Here is a 13,947-nt window from a genome sequence, read left to right on the forward strand (position 1 = left end):
CCGGGGCGAGAAGGCGGGCATGAAGCCCATTGCCCTTTTCGCCCCCACGCGCCTGGTCTTGATCGCGCTGGCCCTGTCGTCCTCCGCTTGCGTATCCAAGCTGGCCGAGGGCCGCGTGCGCAGCGCGCTGGTCGATGCCGGCGTTTCCCCGTCCAACGCGGCCTGCATGGCAGAGCGGATGACCGACCGGCTTTCCATCGGCCAGTTGCGCCGGCTGGAGGCCTTGCGGGCGCCCAAGCGCAGCCTGAGCGACTATGTCTGGACGGTAAAGCGGCTGGATGATCCGCAACTGGTGGATGTGACGGTCAGTGCCGCGGCCCTGTGCGCGATGGGATTGGCCCCGGAAAAGCGGTGAACCGTGCGCGCGGGCGGGGCGGATTGCCGCCTGCGCCCGCTGGACCTGGGATCGGGCCTTGCCTAAGGCTTGGGGAACGGGAATGGCCGGAATGGGACTGGCCGGCAGGAGAGACACGTTTTGCGCAAGATCGGCCTTATCGGCGGCATGAGCTGGGTTTCGACCCGCACGTATTATGAGCATATCAACAAGCTGGTCCAGGCGCGCACGAGCACGCTGTCCAGTGCGCCCTTGATTATCGAAAGCCTTGATTTTGCAGGGCTGGCACGGCTTTCCTCGGCTGAGGAATGGAACCGCGCGGCGCAAGTGCTGGTAGAGAGCGCCAAGCGCCTGGAGCAGGCTGGGGCCACGGCGATCCTGATCGGCGCCAATTCGATGCACAAGGTCTATGACCAGATTGCCGCGTCGGTGGGCGTGCCGGTGATCCACATTGCCGATGCCGTGGGCGCGCGGATGCAGGCCAACGGCGTGAAGACCGCCGCGCTGATCGGTTCGCGCAATGTCATGGTCGAAAGTTTTTACCGCAAGCGGCTGGTGGCCCATGGCGTCACGCTGCTGCCGCCGGTGATGGACAATGTCGATGAAATCGACCGCATCATCTACGAAGAACTGATGCAGGGCCGCGCCACGCGCTCGGCCGAGCGCACGTTCAAGACGCTGCTGACCACGATGGGCCAGGCCGGGGCAGAAGGCGTGGTGCTGGGCTGCACCGAACTGGACATGGTGATCGATGTCGACGCCAATGTGCTGCCGATCTATGACGGCACGCGCATCCATGCCGAGGCGGCCGTCAACTGGATCCTGGACGAAGGGTGACAGCCATGCGCGCGCCCTGGGCCTGCGATCCGGCCGCTTCGCGCGGGCGGGAATTCGCGCTGGAGCAGGGCGGTGTGCGCGGGCCACGCAGCGAATTCCAGCGCGACCGCGATCGCATTATCCATTCGATCGCGTTCCGCCGGCTGCGCCACAAGACGCAGGTGTTCATCGCCCCCGATGGTGACCACTATCGCGTGCGGCTGACGCACAGCCTGGAAGTGGCGCAGATCGGCCGGGTGATTGCCCGCGCGCTGGGGGCCGACGAAGACCTGACCGAGGCGTTGTGCCTGGCCCACGATATCGGCCATCCGCCGTTCGGCCATGCCGGGGAGGATGCGCTGCAATCCGCGCTCGCCGATGCCGGCGGGTTTGATCATAACGCCAACACCTTGCGCGTGCTGATGCGGCTGGAAAGCCCCTATGTGGAGCACGATGGCCTGAACTTGAGCTGGGAAATGCTCGAAGGGCTGGCCAAGCACAATGGCCCGGTGAAAAAGCCCACCTGGGCCTTGGCCGAACTCGATGCGGTGTTCCCGCTCGATCTGGCCAGCCACGCTTCGATAGAGGCGCAGATTGCGGCGATTTCCGACGATATTGCCTATGACAACCATGACATCGACGATGGCCTGCGCGGCCGCTTCCTGACGCTGGACGACCTGCTGGAGCTGCCGTTCGTGGCCGAGCAGTGGTATGCGATCGAAGCGCGCCATCCCCGCGCCCCGCGCGAACGGCTGTTGCGCGAATTGGTGCGCGGGCAGATTGGCCGTATGGTCAACGACGTGATCGGCGAAACGCAGGCTCGCCTGGCGAGCAGTGGCGTGGACAGCGTGGCAGCCGTGCGCGCGGCTGGCCGTGCGCTCTGCGGCTTTTCGGAAGCCGTGCGGCGCGAGGAGCGCACGCTCAAGCAGTTCATGTATACCCGGCTCTACCTGCATCCCGAACAGGTCGCCGCCGCCGACCGCGCCCGCGCGGTGATCGAAACGCTGTTTGCCGCCTATCGCGCCGATGCCGCGCTGATGCCGCCCACCTGGCATGCCCGCTTACCATTGGACGAACCGGCACGCAGCCGCGCGATTGCCGATTTCATCGCCGGCATGACCGATCGCTATGCCATCGACAACTACGTGAAGATCACTGGGCAAGTACCTGAAGGACTTAGCAATGTCTGATCCGGTCCGGGTCCTGCTGATCGGCGCGACCGGGCTGGTGGGGCAGGGCGTACTAGCAGCGGCGGTGGATCGCCCTGCCCTGCGCCTTGTTGCCCTGGGCCGCCGCGCAGCACCCCTGCCGCCGGGAGCGCGGATGGAGCAGCTGGTGATCGAGCCGGCGCAATGGCCCGATGCGATCGCGGCAGCGCGTCCCGGCGTGATCTTGCTGGCGCTTGGCACGACGATTGCGGCCGTCGGGGGTGATCGCGCGGCGTTTCGGGCGGTCGACCATGACCTAACGCTGCGCTGCGCGGCGGCGGCGCGCCAGGCCGGCGTGGCCCATGCCATCCTCGTCTCCTCGGTGGGCGCCGATCCAGACGCGCGCGCCTTTTACCTTGCGACGAAGGGCGAGGTGGAACGTGACGTGGCGGCGCTGGGCTTTGCCCGGCTTGACGTGCTGCGCCCCGGGCTGCTGCTGGGCCGCCGCCAAGGCCCGCCGCGCCCGGCGGAGCGGCTCGGCATGGCGTTGGCGCCGTGGCTGGATTGGGTGCTGGCGGGCAGCGTTTCGCGCTATCGCTCGATCCCGGCTGCCACTGTCGGCCGGGCGATTGCAAGCCTGGCGCAAGCCCAAGAGACCGGGCATTTCGTGCACCACTTTCGCGAAATCCACAGTGCCGCGCTCGGCAGGCCTGGCGGAACCGGTTGACTTGCATGGCTGCCTTGCGCGAAAGGGCAGGCCTGTCGCTGACCCGCGCGGGAGAGTTCGCTGCCGATTCGCATATGTGAAATGGTAGTGGCGCCGAAGGAGCAACCGCCCCGGAATCTCTCAGGCCAAAGGACCGCACGGGGTCTATAGCGACACTCTGGAAAGTGCTGCCACTCCCGCAGAGGAGAGGAGCCGCCGAAGGGGTAACCCCATGATGCGCCGCAGGAGGGCGTGGGGGAAAGCTCTCAGGTTTCCGTGACAGAGGGGGCACCGTTGGGTGCACCTCTGTGCGGAGTTGAAACTTGTGAGTGACACATACGATCTCGCCCGTTCTGCGGGCGAAAAGCCGCCTGTCCTAGCGCTCCCCCTCGATGCCTGGCACCGTGCACGCGGCGGCCGCATGGTCGAATTCGCCGGCTATCACATGCCCGTGCAATACGAAGGCATTCTGGCCGAACACCTATGGACCCGCGCCCATGCCGGGCTGTTCGATGTGTCGCACATGGGCCAATTGGTCTTGCGCGGCGCCAATGCGGCGCAAGCGCTGGAAAGCCTGTTGCCCGGCGCCTTTGCCACGCTCAAGCCGGGCAAGCAGCGCTATTCGCTGCTCATGGGCGACGATGGCGGTATCCTCGATGATCTGATCGTCACCAACCGCGGCGATCACTTCTATGTGGTGGTCAACGGCGCGACCAAGCATGCCGACATCGCGCATATCGCAACGCGCCTGCCCGCAGGCGTGACGCTGGAGCATCTGGAGCACCACGCGCTGCTGGCGCTGCAGGGGCCGGACGCGGCCCAGGCGCTGGCCGCGCTTGGCCTGGCGGTGGAAAGCCTGGCCTTCATGGAGGCCGCCGCGTTCGCGTGGAACGGGGTGGAACTGGGCGTCAGCCGCTCGGGCTATACCGGCGAGGATGGTTTCGAAATCTCGGTCCCGGCATCGCATGTCGAAGCCTTGGCCGATGCCCTGCTGGCGCAGCCGCAAGTCAGGCCGATTGGCCTAGGCGCGCGGGATTCGCTGCGCCTGGAAGCGGGCCTGCCGCTCTATGGCCATGATCTTTCGCTTGATATCGACCCGGTCGAGGCTGACCTCGGCTTTGCCATTCCCGCCCGCCGCCGCGTGGCCGATGCCGGCTATCCCGGCGCCGCGCAGCTGGCACAGGCTTTTGCCCAGGGCCCGGCGCGCCGCCGCGTGGGCCTGCTGATCGAAGGCCGCATGGCCGCGCGCGAAGGCGCCGAAGTCCTGGCCGATGGCCGCACGGTGGGCACCGTCACCTCGGGCGGTTTTGCTCCCAGCCTGGAACGCCCGATCGCCATGGCTTTCGTGGAAACCGCGCTGGCCGTGCCCGGTACCGCGCTGACTCTTTCGGTGCGCGGCAAGAGCCTTGCCGCCACCGTTACCCCGCTTCCCTTCATCCCCCACCGTTACGTGCGCAAAGGAGCCGCCTGATGACCCGCTATTTCACTGCCGACCACGAATGGCTTGCGGTTGAGGGCGACACCGCCACCGTTGGCATCACGGACTATGCGCAAAGCCAGTTGGGCGACATCACGTTCGTGGAACTGCCCGCCGTGGGCGCTGCTCTGGCCAAGGGTGACAGCGCCTCGGTGGTCGACTCGGTCAAGGCCGCGTCGGACGTCTATGCACCGGTTTCGGGCGCGGTCACCGAAGTGAACCCGGCGCTGGAAGAGGCGCCCGAACTGGTCAACTCCGCCCCCGAAGGCGAAGGCTGGCTGTGGAAGATGACGCTGTCCGACGCCGGCGAACTCGACGGGCTGATGGACGAGGCGGCCTATGCCGCCCATGTCGCGGGGCTGTGAACGCATGCGCTATCTTCCCTTGAGCGACCATGATCGTGGCGAGATGCTCGCCACGATCGGGGTTCCCGATGTGGACGCGCTGTTTGCCGATGTGCCGGCCGACGCGCGCCTGACCGGGCCGATTGCCGGCCTGCCCAGCCATGCCAGCGAAATGGCAGTGGAACGGCACATGGCGCGGCTTTCGGCCGAAAGCCTCACCGCCGGCCAAGTGCCGTTCTTCCTGGGGGCAGGGGCCTATCGCCACCACGTGCCCGCCACGGTCGATCACCTGATCCAGCGCGGCGAGTTCCTCACTGCCTACACTCCCTATCAGCCGGAAATCGCGCAGGGCACCTTGCAGGTGCTGTTCGAATTCCAGACCCAGGTGGCGCGCCTCTTCGGCACCAACGTGGCCAATGCCTCGCTCTACGATGGCTCCACCGCGTGCTGGGAAGCGATCGCCATGGCGGGCCGCATCACCCGCCGCAGCAAGGCCGTGCTTTCGGGCGGCCTCCACCCGCATTACGTGGGCACGGCGCAGACCATGGCGCGGTTCACCGGCGATACGCTGGTGACGGCCAAGCCGGAACTGACCGCCACGCCTGACGACAACGCGCTGATCGCCGCCATCGACGGCGAAACCTCGTGCGTGCTGGTGCAATACCCCGACGTGCTCGGCCGCATTCCGGATGTCGCCCGCATCGCCGCCGCCGCCCAGGCCAAGGGCGCGCTGCTGATCGCCGTGGTGACGGAGCCTGTGGCGCTGGGCCTGATCGAAAGCCCCGGCACGCTGGGTGCCGATATCGTGGTGGGCGAAGGGCAATCGCTGGGCGTGGGCCTGCAATTCGGCGGGCCGTACCTGGGCCTGTTCGGCTGCCGCGAAAAGTTCGTGCGGCAGATGCCGGGCCGCCTCTGTGGCGAAACCGTGGATGCCGATGGCAAGCGCGCCTTCGTGCTGACGCTGTCGACGCGCGAGCAGCATATCCGGCGCGAGAAGGCGACGAGCAATATCTGCACCAATTCAGGGCTTTGCGCCCTGGCGTTCAGCATTCACCTGAGCTTGCTGGGTGGGGAAGGGCTGGCCGGCATGGCCCGCGCCAGCCACTTGCGCGCGGTGCAGACCGCCCAGGCCCTGGCCGCCGTGCCGGGCGTGGCGCTGGTCAACGATACCTACGTCAACGAATTCACCGTCACGCTGCCGCGCCCGGCGGCCGAAGTGGTCGATGCCCTGGCCGCGCGCCGGGTGCTGGGCGGCGTGGCGCTCTCGCGCCTCGTGCCGGGCCAGGCAGACCTGGCCAATGCGCTGATCGTGGCGACCAGCGAGTTGACGAGCGAGGAAGACATCGCGGCCCTGGCGGCCGTGCTTGCGGAGGTATTGGCATGACCGTTCTCAATCCCTCGGGCTGGCGGCCCGAAATGGGCGAGCGCGTTGCCGCCGCCCTCGATGCGCCCGAAACCGTAACCGGCAACCGCGCGCTGCACCTGGAAGAGCCGCTCTTGTTCGAAGTGGGCCGCATGGACCACTGCGGCGTCGATTTCGACCAGGTGCCCGGATCGCCGCTGGCGGCCCTTGCCCTGCGCGCCGCGCCGGTGGACTTGCCGGGCCTGAGCGAGCCGGAAGCGGTGCGCCACTACACCCGCCTGTCGCGCCAGAACTATGCGATCGACCTGGGGTTGTTCCCGCTGGGCAGTTGCACGATGAAGCACAACCCGCGCCTGGACGAGAAAGTGGCGCGCATGCCCGGCTTTGCCGATGTGCACCCGTTGCAGCCGGTGGGCACGGTGCAGGGTGCGCTCAAGGTGATCGACCAACTGGCCGATTGGCTGGTCAAGCTGACCGGCATGGCCGCCGTGGCGATGACGCCCAAGGCCGGCGCCCATGGCGAGCTGTGCGGCTTGCTGGCAATCCGTGCCGCGCTGGGTGCACGGGGCGACAAGCGCGATGTGATCCTGGTGCCCGAAAGCGCCCATGGCACCAATCCCGCCACCGCCGCCTTTGCCGGGTTCAAGGTGGAATCGATCCCCGCCAGCGACGATGGCCGGGTGGACACCGCCGCTTTGATTGCCAAGCTGGGCACGCATGTGGCCGGCGTGATGATCACCAATCCCAACACCTGCGGGTTGTTCGAGCGCGATCTCAAGACCATTGCCGATGCCGTTCATGGCGTGGGTGGTTATGTCTATTGCGATGGCGCGAACTTCAACGCCATCGTCGGCCGGGTGCGGCCGGGCGACCTGGGCGTGGACGCCATGCACATCAACCTGCACAAGACCTTTTCCACGCCGCACGGCGGGGGCGGGCCAGGTGCTGGGCCGGTGGTCTTGTCGGAAGCGTTGGCGCCTTTTGCGCCTTTGCCCTTCGTGGTGGCGGGCGGCAACGGCATGCTGCGCCTGGTCGAGGAAGCCGAAGGGGCGGCCGAGGCACCTGAGGCCTTTGGCCGCATGTGCGCGTTCCATGGGCAGATGGGCATGTTCAGCCGCGCCTTGGCCTATATCCTCAGCCACGGCGCCGATGGCCTGGCCCAGGCTTCGGGCGACGCCGTGCTCAACGCCAACTATGTCTTGCGCCGGCTGGAGCATGTGCTCCACGCGCCGTTTGGCGCGGCCGGCCCCTGCATGCACGAAGCGCTGTTCAGCGATGACAACTTTGCCGAAGGCTTTGCCACGCTGGACCTGGCCAAGGGGCTGATCGACGAGGGCTACCACCCGATGACGGTCTATTTCCCGCTGGTGGTGCACGGGGCGATGCTGGTGGAGCCGACCGAAACCGAAAGCAAGGCGGGGCTGGACCAGTTCATCACCGCGATGGAAAGCCTGGGCGCCCGCGCCAAGGCGGGCGATCCGGCGCTCAAGACCGCGCCGCACTTCGCCCCGCGCCGCCGCGTCGACGAAACCCGCGCCGCACGCAAGCCGCGCCTGGTGTGGAGCGCGCAGGGCGCCTGAAGACCTGACGTAACGACGTGAAAAAGGCGCCGCAAGATGCTGATCTTGCGGCGCCTTTCCATTTCAGTCGAGAGCGCGATTACTTGCCGTTGATCGCGTCAGACCCGGCCTGGCCAACCGATTGCACGTCCTTGCCGGCGCCCTTGACGGTATTGCACGCTGCCGTGCCCAGCAGCAGGCCGCCCATGGCGGCGGCGATGATGATCTTGCGCATCATAAAAAGGCTCCCTTGCCTGTGGGACGAAAGGCCGATCGAGCCTTTCCGAACGCGCACAGAACGAGCCAGCCTGCTTGCGGTTCCTTGCCCTTTCAGGCGATCGACGGGGCCGGGGGCACCGGCGGCGCAGGAGCCATGCTGTTGCGGGCACGATGGCGCACGTGCTCGCGCCAGGCGATGATCAGGCCCGCGGCAATCACGACCGGCGCGCCCAGCCAGGTCGTGGGCGGGGGCAGGTGATCGAACACGATCCAGCCCCACAGCGTGGCCCAGCCAAACTGCGAATAGTCCATGACAATCACGCTCGATACCCGGCCAAAGCGCAGCGCTGCCGTCATCAACAGCTGTGCCGCCAGCCCGGTGACGCCGATGCCGACGAGCATGAGCCAACCCAGCGCGTCGTGGTGCACGCCGGTGTGCAGCAGGAATGGCGCCAGCACCGGCACGCTCATCGCTGAAAAATAGAACACGATGGTCAGGGGCTCCTCGGTCCGTCCCAGGTCGCGCAACTGGATCGATACGAGCGCGACCATGAACGCCGCGCCAATGCCCACGCACAGGCCGAGCACGGGCAGGTCGGCCTCGGCCGGACCCGCAATCACCACGATGCCCAGCAGGCCGATGGCCACCGCCGTCCAGCGCCAGGGCCCGACTTTTTCCTTGAGCAGGACCGCAGAAAGAATGACTGCAAAGACCGGTGCGGTGAAGCCCAGGACGGTGGCTTCGGCCAAGGGCAGGATCTGCACGACGCCCAGCGTAAGGAACATGCCGGCGGTGCCGATCATTGCGCGGCGGAAATGCACCCAGGGCCGCGCCGTGCGCAGCCGCCGCAATTCGCCGCGCGCACCCAGCCAGCCGAGCAGCATCAGTGCCGGGAAGGCCTGGCGCCAGAACATCGTTTCGGGCAAGGGCATGCCCCGCTCGCCCGTCAGCTTGACCAGCAGCAGCATCAGCGACAGCATCGCCATGGCCGCCAGGCGGAGCCCAAGGGCCAGGAACGGTCTTTCGTGCGCGCGCATGGCTCGCGCGCCTAGGGAGCAGCGGCGCTCTATGCAAGCCCATTGCACAGGCGCAGACATCGGCCCTCTTGCGCGGGCGCCGGACGGTCGCCATGGCGCAGCCATGATGGAACGTTGGCTTGCGATTGATTGGGAAGGGCTGTGGCAGCGGCTTTGGACGGGCCCGTGGCAGGGCACGGCCACGGTGGGCGGCGCGCTGCTGGCCATTGCATGCTGGGCTGGAATGGCGGAGCGCCGGCGCGCCAAGCGGCAGAACCTCGATCGCGTGGGCTGCATGCCCTGGACGATGATCTACGTGCTGTGCTTTTTCCTTGGCTGCGTGCTGGTGGGCGGTGCCTTGCACACCGCCCTGTCCGGCTGACGCTTAGAGGCAGGCCTCCAGGAATGCCTGGTCGAACCCGAACTGGCGGGCCTTTTCCAGGGTATAGGGGCGCAAGCCCGAAGGGCGGAACTCGCCGATGATCTTGCCCTCTTCGGTTTCGTCCAGGTATTCGAACTTGAACAGTTCCTGGGTCACGATCACATCGCCTTCCATCCCGATCACTTCGGTGATGTTGGTGGTGCGGCGCGAACCGTCGCGCAAGCGCTTGACCTGAACGATCAGATCGACCGATTCCGCAATCTGGCGGCTGATTGCTTCCTTGGGGATCTTGATGTCCCCCATGAGGATCATGTTTTCCATACGGCCCAGGCATTCGCGCGGAGAGTTGGCGTGGAGCGTACACATCGAGCCATCGTGGCCGGTGTTCATCGCGGCCAGCAGGTCAAAACATTCCGCGCCGCGAATTTCGCCCAGGATGATGCGGTCAGGGCGCATACGCAGCGCGTTCTTCACCAGGTCGCCGATGGTGATCGCGCCCTGGCCTTCCAGGTTCGGCGGGCGGGTTTCCAGCGGCAGCCAGTGCGGCTGTTGCAGGCGCAGTTCGGCCGCGTCTTCGATGGTCAGCACGCGCTCGCCCGGATCGATCATCTTGGACAGCGCGTTGAGCATCGTGGTTTTCCCCGACCCGGTACCGCCCGAGATGACGATGTTCATGCGGCAGGCCCCGGCGATTTTCAGCGCGGTGCACATCTTGTCGCTCATTGAACCGAAATCGCGCAGCATATCGAGCGTGATCGGCTTTTCGGAGAACTTACGAATGGAAATCGCGGTGCCGCGCAAGCTGAGCGGGGGCACGATCACGTTGACGCGGCTGCCGTCCTTCAGGCGGGCGTCGGCCAGCGGCGTCGTCTGGTCCACGCGGCGGCCCACCTGGTTGACGATGCGCTGCGCGATCTGGAACAGGTGGCTTTCATCGCGGAAGCGGATCGGGGCGAGTTGCAGCTTGCCCTTCTTTTCGATGTAGGTCTGTTCCGGCCCGTTGACCATGATGTCCGACACGTCGGGATCGTTGAGCAGCTCTTCCAGCGGGCCGAAGCCGAGCAGTTCGTCGATCAGCACCTTTTCGAGCGCGAACTGTTCGCGCCGGTTGAGCGTGACTTTCAGTTCCGCCAGCACTTCCATGATGATCGGGCGGAATTCCTCCGACAGTTCATCCTTGGTCAGCGTGGCGGCCGCTTCGGGATCGACACGTTCGAGCAGGCGCGGCAGCACCTGTTCCTTGATCTTGTGGACCGAGGCTTCGAAGCCTTCGGCCTGGTAGGTGTTGTCGACCACGCCGTTGATGCGTTCGGCCAGGCGGCTCATGGCGTCGGCGTGCTTGCCGCCCATGTCGTCGTTCGCACCGGGCAGCGGGCTGGGTTCGGGAATGCCCATCGGCACCGGAGCCGCCGTGTCACCGGCCTTCATCGGTCGCGCAACGCCGAACGAAGGGCGCGCGGCGGCGGTCCCACCCAAACCTGTCTTCCGGCCAAAAGCGCTCATGCGTCTTTTCCTGTCAACTCGTTCCATGGCGCCGTAGCCTGACAATGGTCAGGAACGGCTTGGTAGACGTAGTGAATACGGGGGAAACCTTCAGGATTTCCTAAAATAGCGGTGATCGGGTGACGCCGGCACGACTCCGGCGAGGCTGGGCCCGCCATCAGAACCGGCCGATCGGGCGCAGCACTGGGCCACACCAGGGCGCACGCGCCCGGCCTTCGGGCGCGTCGCTGCCGATTTCGTAAAAGTGAAAGTCGGATACGCCCAGGCCGCCGGGCACCATTCCCAGGTGGCGGATCAAGGGCGGGTGATCGGCGATCTTCATTTCCGACAGCAGATAGAAATGTCCGTTGGTGGCAACCGCTTCGCGGAGCAGCCGTGAAAAGGCGGCATCGCGCACGGGGGTTCGGTTGACCGGATTGTCCCAGCGCACCCATTGCTGCCCGCAGGGACGGCCAAGCCGTTCGAACACGATGCCGGTCTGCATGTGGATGCGCTGCCCGTTGCCGTCGGGGTAGGAGAACCAGCGAACCTGGGCGAGGCCATGGCTGCGAATGAGCGCGCCGGCTTCGGCAGAGCGATCGAACGGCACGGCCAGCGCGGCTGCGGCCCAGACCAGGCCGCAAGCCCCTGCCGCATAGGCCCAGGCGCGCAGGCCATAGGCGGGTGCAGGGCCGCCGCGCTGCCGCCGATGCCATAGCAGCAAGACCAGCAGCAGCACGCCAAGCATCAGGTGGCGCGGCGACAAGACATAGACCATGACGCCAAAGGCCATGGTGAGCAGCATGAAGCCGGCCATGATCCAGGCGTCCTGCGGCCGGCGGCGCAGTTCCATCGTGATGATGAAAGCAAACACGCATAGCGCCAGCGCCCCCAGCACGGGCGGTGGAGGGCTGTTCCAGTGCAAGCCACCGTCACGCCATTGCAGCGGCAGCGCCAAAGTGCCGATGTTGGCCAGCCAGGTGGCAAAGCCCGTCAAGGGGCCGAGCAGGGGCGCTGCCGGCACCATACCGGGCGCGGGCCGTACGGTCCAGGCGGCCAACATGCCCGATGCCGCAAACACGATCGACCAGGGCCACGACCAGCGGCGATCCTGCCAGCGCAGCCCGACCAGAACGAGGCCAATGACGCCGAACAGGAAATCGCATTGTGGCAACAGCACGAGGAACGGCCAGGCCCACTGTCCGCGCTGCCACAGCGCCATGGCCAGCAGCGCGCATGCCACGCCCAATGTCAGGCTGCGCGACAAGGTAAAGAATTCGAACAGGAAAAACGGGCTGATTGCGAGCGCAAGGCGCAGCGTTCGAGCAAACGGGGCGCGGGCAAGGATAGCCAGTTGCGCCGGCAGGGCGAGAAGCCCCGCTGCCAGCGGCAGCACCCAGCGCGGATCGGGCAGCACCGCCGCAAGAGCACGGAGCAGCGCATACCACAGCGCGGGATGCCCTTCATAGCGCAAGGTCGCCAGCAGGTCGCTCCAATCGGCCGATTGCGCGGCGATTTGCAGGGCCTGGGCTTCATCCAGCCAGGGGCGATGGGTGGCGATCAGCACGATCTGCAGGCAGAGCACGGCGGCCACTGCCACCGCCCAGGCTGCGTCGCGCGCCAGCCAACGCCCGCCCACTTGATCGATCCGCGCCACCGCTGCGCGCAACCGGCGGTCGGTAGCCAATAGGCGGGGGCCAACGCCCGGCAGATGCCTGCGCATCCAGCGGCGCAGCGCAAAGCGGCGCGACGCGTCGCAGCCCTGGCGCCTCTTGTCGCTGATGGTTGCTGCTGGCATCGTGGAATGCACTGCCCCGGCTGTTGATCGAGGCCGAGACCTAGGGCGGCTTGGTTCAAGGAATGGTTAATGCGCAGTGACCCGCGCGGGCGCAAGCAACGCATTCGGCCCGATGCGGAAGGCCCGGAAAACGGCAGCCCGCTATCGGCCGATGGAGCGTGCTGGCTGTGCCAGCGGCCGCTGGGCCGCAAGGTGGAATGGCATCATCCCGTGCCAAAAAGCCGGGGCGGGCGCGAGGTCGTGCCCTTGCATCCGATCTGCCATCGCACGGTTCACGCCTGTTTCGACAATGCGCAACTGGCAAGGCTTGGCTGGGACCGGGCTGCATTGTCGCAGGATGCAGCCCTTTCCCGGTTTCTTGCGTGGATCGCGAACAAGCCGCCCGATTTCCACGCGCGAACCGCACCGCGGCGCTGAGGGAGGCGCCGGGTGCGGGGAGTTCAGATGCGTGCCGCGAAAAGATAGCCTTCGCCGCGCACGGTGCGGATCAAGGCGCCGCCGCCGTGACGCACCAGCTTGGCGCGCAGGCGCGAAACCGCCACGTCGATCGCGCGATCGAACGCTTCGGCTTCGTCGCCATGAACCAGGCGCAGCAGCGCTTCGCGGCTGACGACCTGGCCCGCGTTGGTGGCGAGGGCGTGAAGCAGCTTGAATTCGCCGCTGGTCAGGTCAACGTCGCGGCCGGCCGCATCGCGCACCACGTAGAACGTGGGATCGAGCACCCAACCGGCAAAGGTGAGCACCGGCGTGGCGGCCGCGCGCGCGTTGGCGGCATGGCCACGGCGCAGCACCACGCGCAGGCGGGCCAGCAACTCGCGCGGGTTGAACGGCTTGGCCAGGTAGTCATCGGCACCCAGTTCGAGACCGACGATGCGATCGATGTCGCTTGCCACGGCAGACAGCAGCATGACCGGGGGCGTGCCGGGCTGTTCGGCCATTTCACGCAGCAGGCCGAGCGAATCTTCGCCACGCGCCATGACATCGAGGATCACCGCGTCGATCGGTTCTTGCGCCACCAGATGGCGCAGTTCGGTGCCGTTGGCGACGGAGATCACATGCATGCCCTGGCCTTCCAGGTATTCGCGCAGCATGTCGCGGGTCTGCTGGTCTTCGTCGAGCAGGGCTATGCGCGCGTCGTGCGTGCGGCGGGTTGCCGGCTCATAGCCGTTGGCCGCAGCCGAAGCGGGCATGGCCCCCTCGTTGCGGGCAAAGCGCAGGCCGGCGTGGTTGGGGTTGGGGTTTGGGCGGAATTCGGAGTGAGCAAGGGGCATTCGTCAGGGTCCATCAGTGGGAGGGAGGGAT

Annotated in this window: 15 protein-coding genes and 2 riboswitches; of the genes, 10 read left to right on the forward strand and 5 right to left on the reverse strand. The window is 66.8% G+C overall.

Annotated elements, in window-relative coordinates; all coding sequences use genetic code 11:
* Window positions 1-19 precede the first annotated feature (19 nt).
* From FHW94_RS06570 to gcvPB, 8 genes are all read left to right on the forward strand, one after another.
* Window positions 20-355, forward strand: coding sequence for a hypothetical protein (locus FHW94_RS06570; protein WP_168554879.1), 336 nt, complete (start codon window positions 20-22; stop codon window positions 353-355).
* A 120-nt stretch (window positions 356-475) separates the two neighbouring features.
* Window positions 476-1,171 carry an amino acid racemase gene (locus FHW94_RS06575; RefSeq protein ID WP_168554880.1) on the forward strand — a complete coding sequence of 232 codons (696 nt, stop codon included), beginning with the start codon at window positions 476-478 and terminating at the stop codon, window positions 1,169-1,171.
* Between the two features lie 5 nt (window positions 1,172-1,176).
* Entirely contained in the window at window positions 1,177-2,340 is a 1,164-nt protein-coding gene (locus FHW94_RS06580; protein WP_168554881.1) for a deoxyguanosinetriphosphate triphosphohydrolase, read from the forward strand.
* The gene (locus tag FHW94_RS06585) at window positions 2,333-3,025 is read left to right on the forward strand and encodes an NAD(P)H-binding protein (RefSeq protein ID WP_168554882.1); all 693 of its coding nucleotides are present in this window, start codon (window positions 2,333-2,335) and stop codon (window positions 3,023-3,025) included. Before FHW94_RS06580 ends, FHW94_RS06585 begins: the two co-directional genes overlap by 8 nt.
* Before the next feature lie 38 nt (window positions 3,026-3,063).
* Window positions 3,064-3,171, forward strand: a riboswitch (glycine riboswitch).
* Between the two features lies 1 nt (window position 3,172).
* A riboswitch (glycine riboswitch) is annotated at window positions 3,173-3,297 on the forward strand.
* A 32-nt stretch (window positions 3,298-3,329) separates the two neighbouring features.
* Window positions 3,330-4,475 carry a glycine cleavage system aminomethyltransferase GcvT gene (gene gcvT / locus FHW94_RS06590; protein ID WP_168554883.1) on the forward strand — a complete coding sequence of 382 codons (1,146 nt, stop codon included), beginning with the start codon at window positions 3,330-3,332 and terminating at the stop codon, window positions 4,473-4,475.
* Window positions 4,475-4,846, forward strand: coding sequence for a glycine cleavage system protein GcvH (gene gcvH / locus FHW94_RS06595; RefSeq protein WP_168554884.1), 372 nt, complete (start codon window positions 4,475-4,477; stop codon window positions 4,844-4,846). The genes gcvT and gcvH overlap by 1 nt, the downstream gene beginning before the upstream one ends.
* Window positions 4,847-4,850: 4 nt before the next feature.
* Window positions 4,851-6,209 (forward strand): aminomethyl-transferring glycine dehydrogenase subunit GcvPA, encoded by a 1,359-nt coding sequence (gene gcvPA / locus FHW94_RS06600; protein ID WP_168554885.1) that lies wholly within the window; start codon window positions 4,851-4,853, stop codon window positions 6,207-6,209.
* Window positions 6,206-7,768, forward strand: coding sequence for an aminomethyl-transferring glycine dehydrogenase subunit GcvPB (gene gcvPB, locus FHW94_RS06605; RefSeq protein WP_168554886.1), 1,563 nt, complete (start codon window positions 6,206-6,208; stop codon window positions 7,766-7,768). Before gcvPA ends, gcvPB begins: the two co-directional genes overlap by 4 nt.
* A 79-nt stretch (window positions 7,769-7,847) precedes the next feature.
* Here the strand turns inward: gcvPB and FHW94_RS06610 are convergent, their stop codons facing one another.
* Together FHW94_RS06610 and FHW94_RS06615 are read right to left on the reverse strand one after the other, a co-directional pair.
* The gene (locus tag FHW94_RS06610) at window positions 7,848-7,985 is read right to left on the reverse strand and encodes an entericidin A/B family lipoprotein (RefSeq protein WP_168554887.1); all 138 of its coding nucleotides are present in this window, start codon (window positions 7,983-7,985) and stop codon (window positions 7,848-7,850) included.
* A 92-nt stretch (window positions 7,986-8,077) separates the two neighbouring features.
* On the reverse strand, window positions 8,078-9,004 hold the full coding sequence (locus FHW94_RS06615) for a DMT family transporter (RefSeq protein WP_168554888.1): 927 nt from the start codon (window positions 9,002-9,004) through the stop codon (window positions 8,078-8,080).
* 106 nt (window positions 9,005-9,110) lie between these two features.
* Here FHW94_RS06615 and FHW94_RS06620 point away from each other — a divergent pair, with 106 nt between their 5' ends.
* Window positions 9,111-9,365: a hypothetical protein gene (locus FHW94_RS06620; RefSeq protein ID WP_168554889.1), complete on the forward strand. Its 255-nt coding sequence runs from the start codon at window positions 9,111-9,113 to the stop codon at window positions 9,363-9,365.
* A 3-nt stretch (window positions 9,366-9,368) separates the two neighbouring features.
* Here the strand turns inward: FHW94_RS06620 and FHW94_RS06625 are convergent, their stop codons facing one another.
* Together FHW94_RS06625 and FHW94_RS06630 are read right to left on the reverse strand one after the other, a co-directional pair.
* Window positions 9,369-10,868, reverse strand: coding sequence for a CpaF family protein (locus FHW94_RS06625; RefSeq protein ID WP_168554890.1), 1,500 nt, complete (start codon window positions 10,866-10,868; stop codon window positions 9,369-9,371).
* A gap of 157 nt (window positions 10,869-11,025) precedes the next feature.
* On the reverse strand, window positions 11,026-12,645 hold the full coding sequence (locus FHW94_RS06630; RefSeq protein WP_168554891.1) for a DUF2339 domain-containing protein: 1,620 nt from the start codon (window positions 12,643-12,645) through the stop codon (window positions 11,026-11,028).
* Between the two features lie 102 nt (window positions 12,646-12,747).
* On the opposite strand from FHW94_RS06630, the gene FHW94_RS23185 reads away from it, so the two are divergent.
* Complete coding sequence (locus FHW94_RS23185) at window positions 12,748-13,062, forward strand: HNH endonuclease (RefSeq protein WP_168555517.1); 315 nt, start codon at window positions 12,748-12,750, stop codon at window positions 13,060-13,062.
* Between the two features lie 23 nt (window positions 13,063-13,085).
* Here FHW94_RS23185 and FHW94_RS06640 read toward each other — a convergent pair whose 3' ends face one another.
* Window positions 13,086-13,916 carry a response regulator transcription factor gene (locus tag FHW94_RS06640; RefSeq protein WP_246865906.1) on the reverse strand — a complete coding sequence of 277 codons (831 nt, stop codon included), beginning with the start codon at window positions 13,914-13,916 and terminating at the stop codon, window positions 13,086-13,088.
* Window positions 13,917-13,947 lie beyond the last annotated feature (31 nt).

It is taken from the genome of Novosphingobium sp. SG720, assembly GCF_012275365.1.
Taxonomy (GTDB): Bacteria; Pseudomonadota; Alphaproteobacteria; order Sphingomonadales; family Sphingomonadaceae; genus Novosphingobium; species Novosphingobium rhizosphaerae.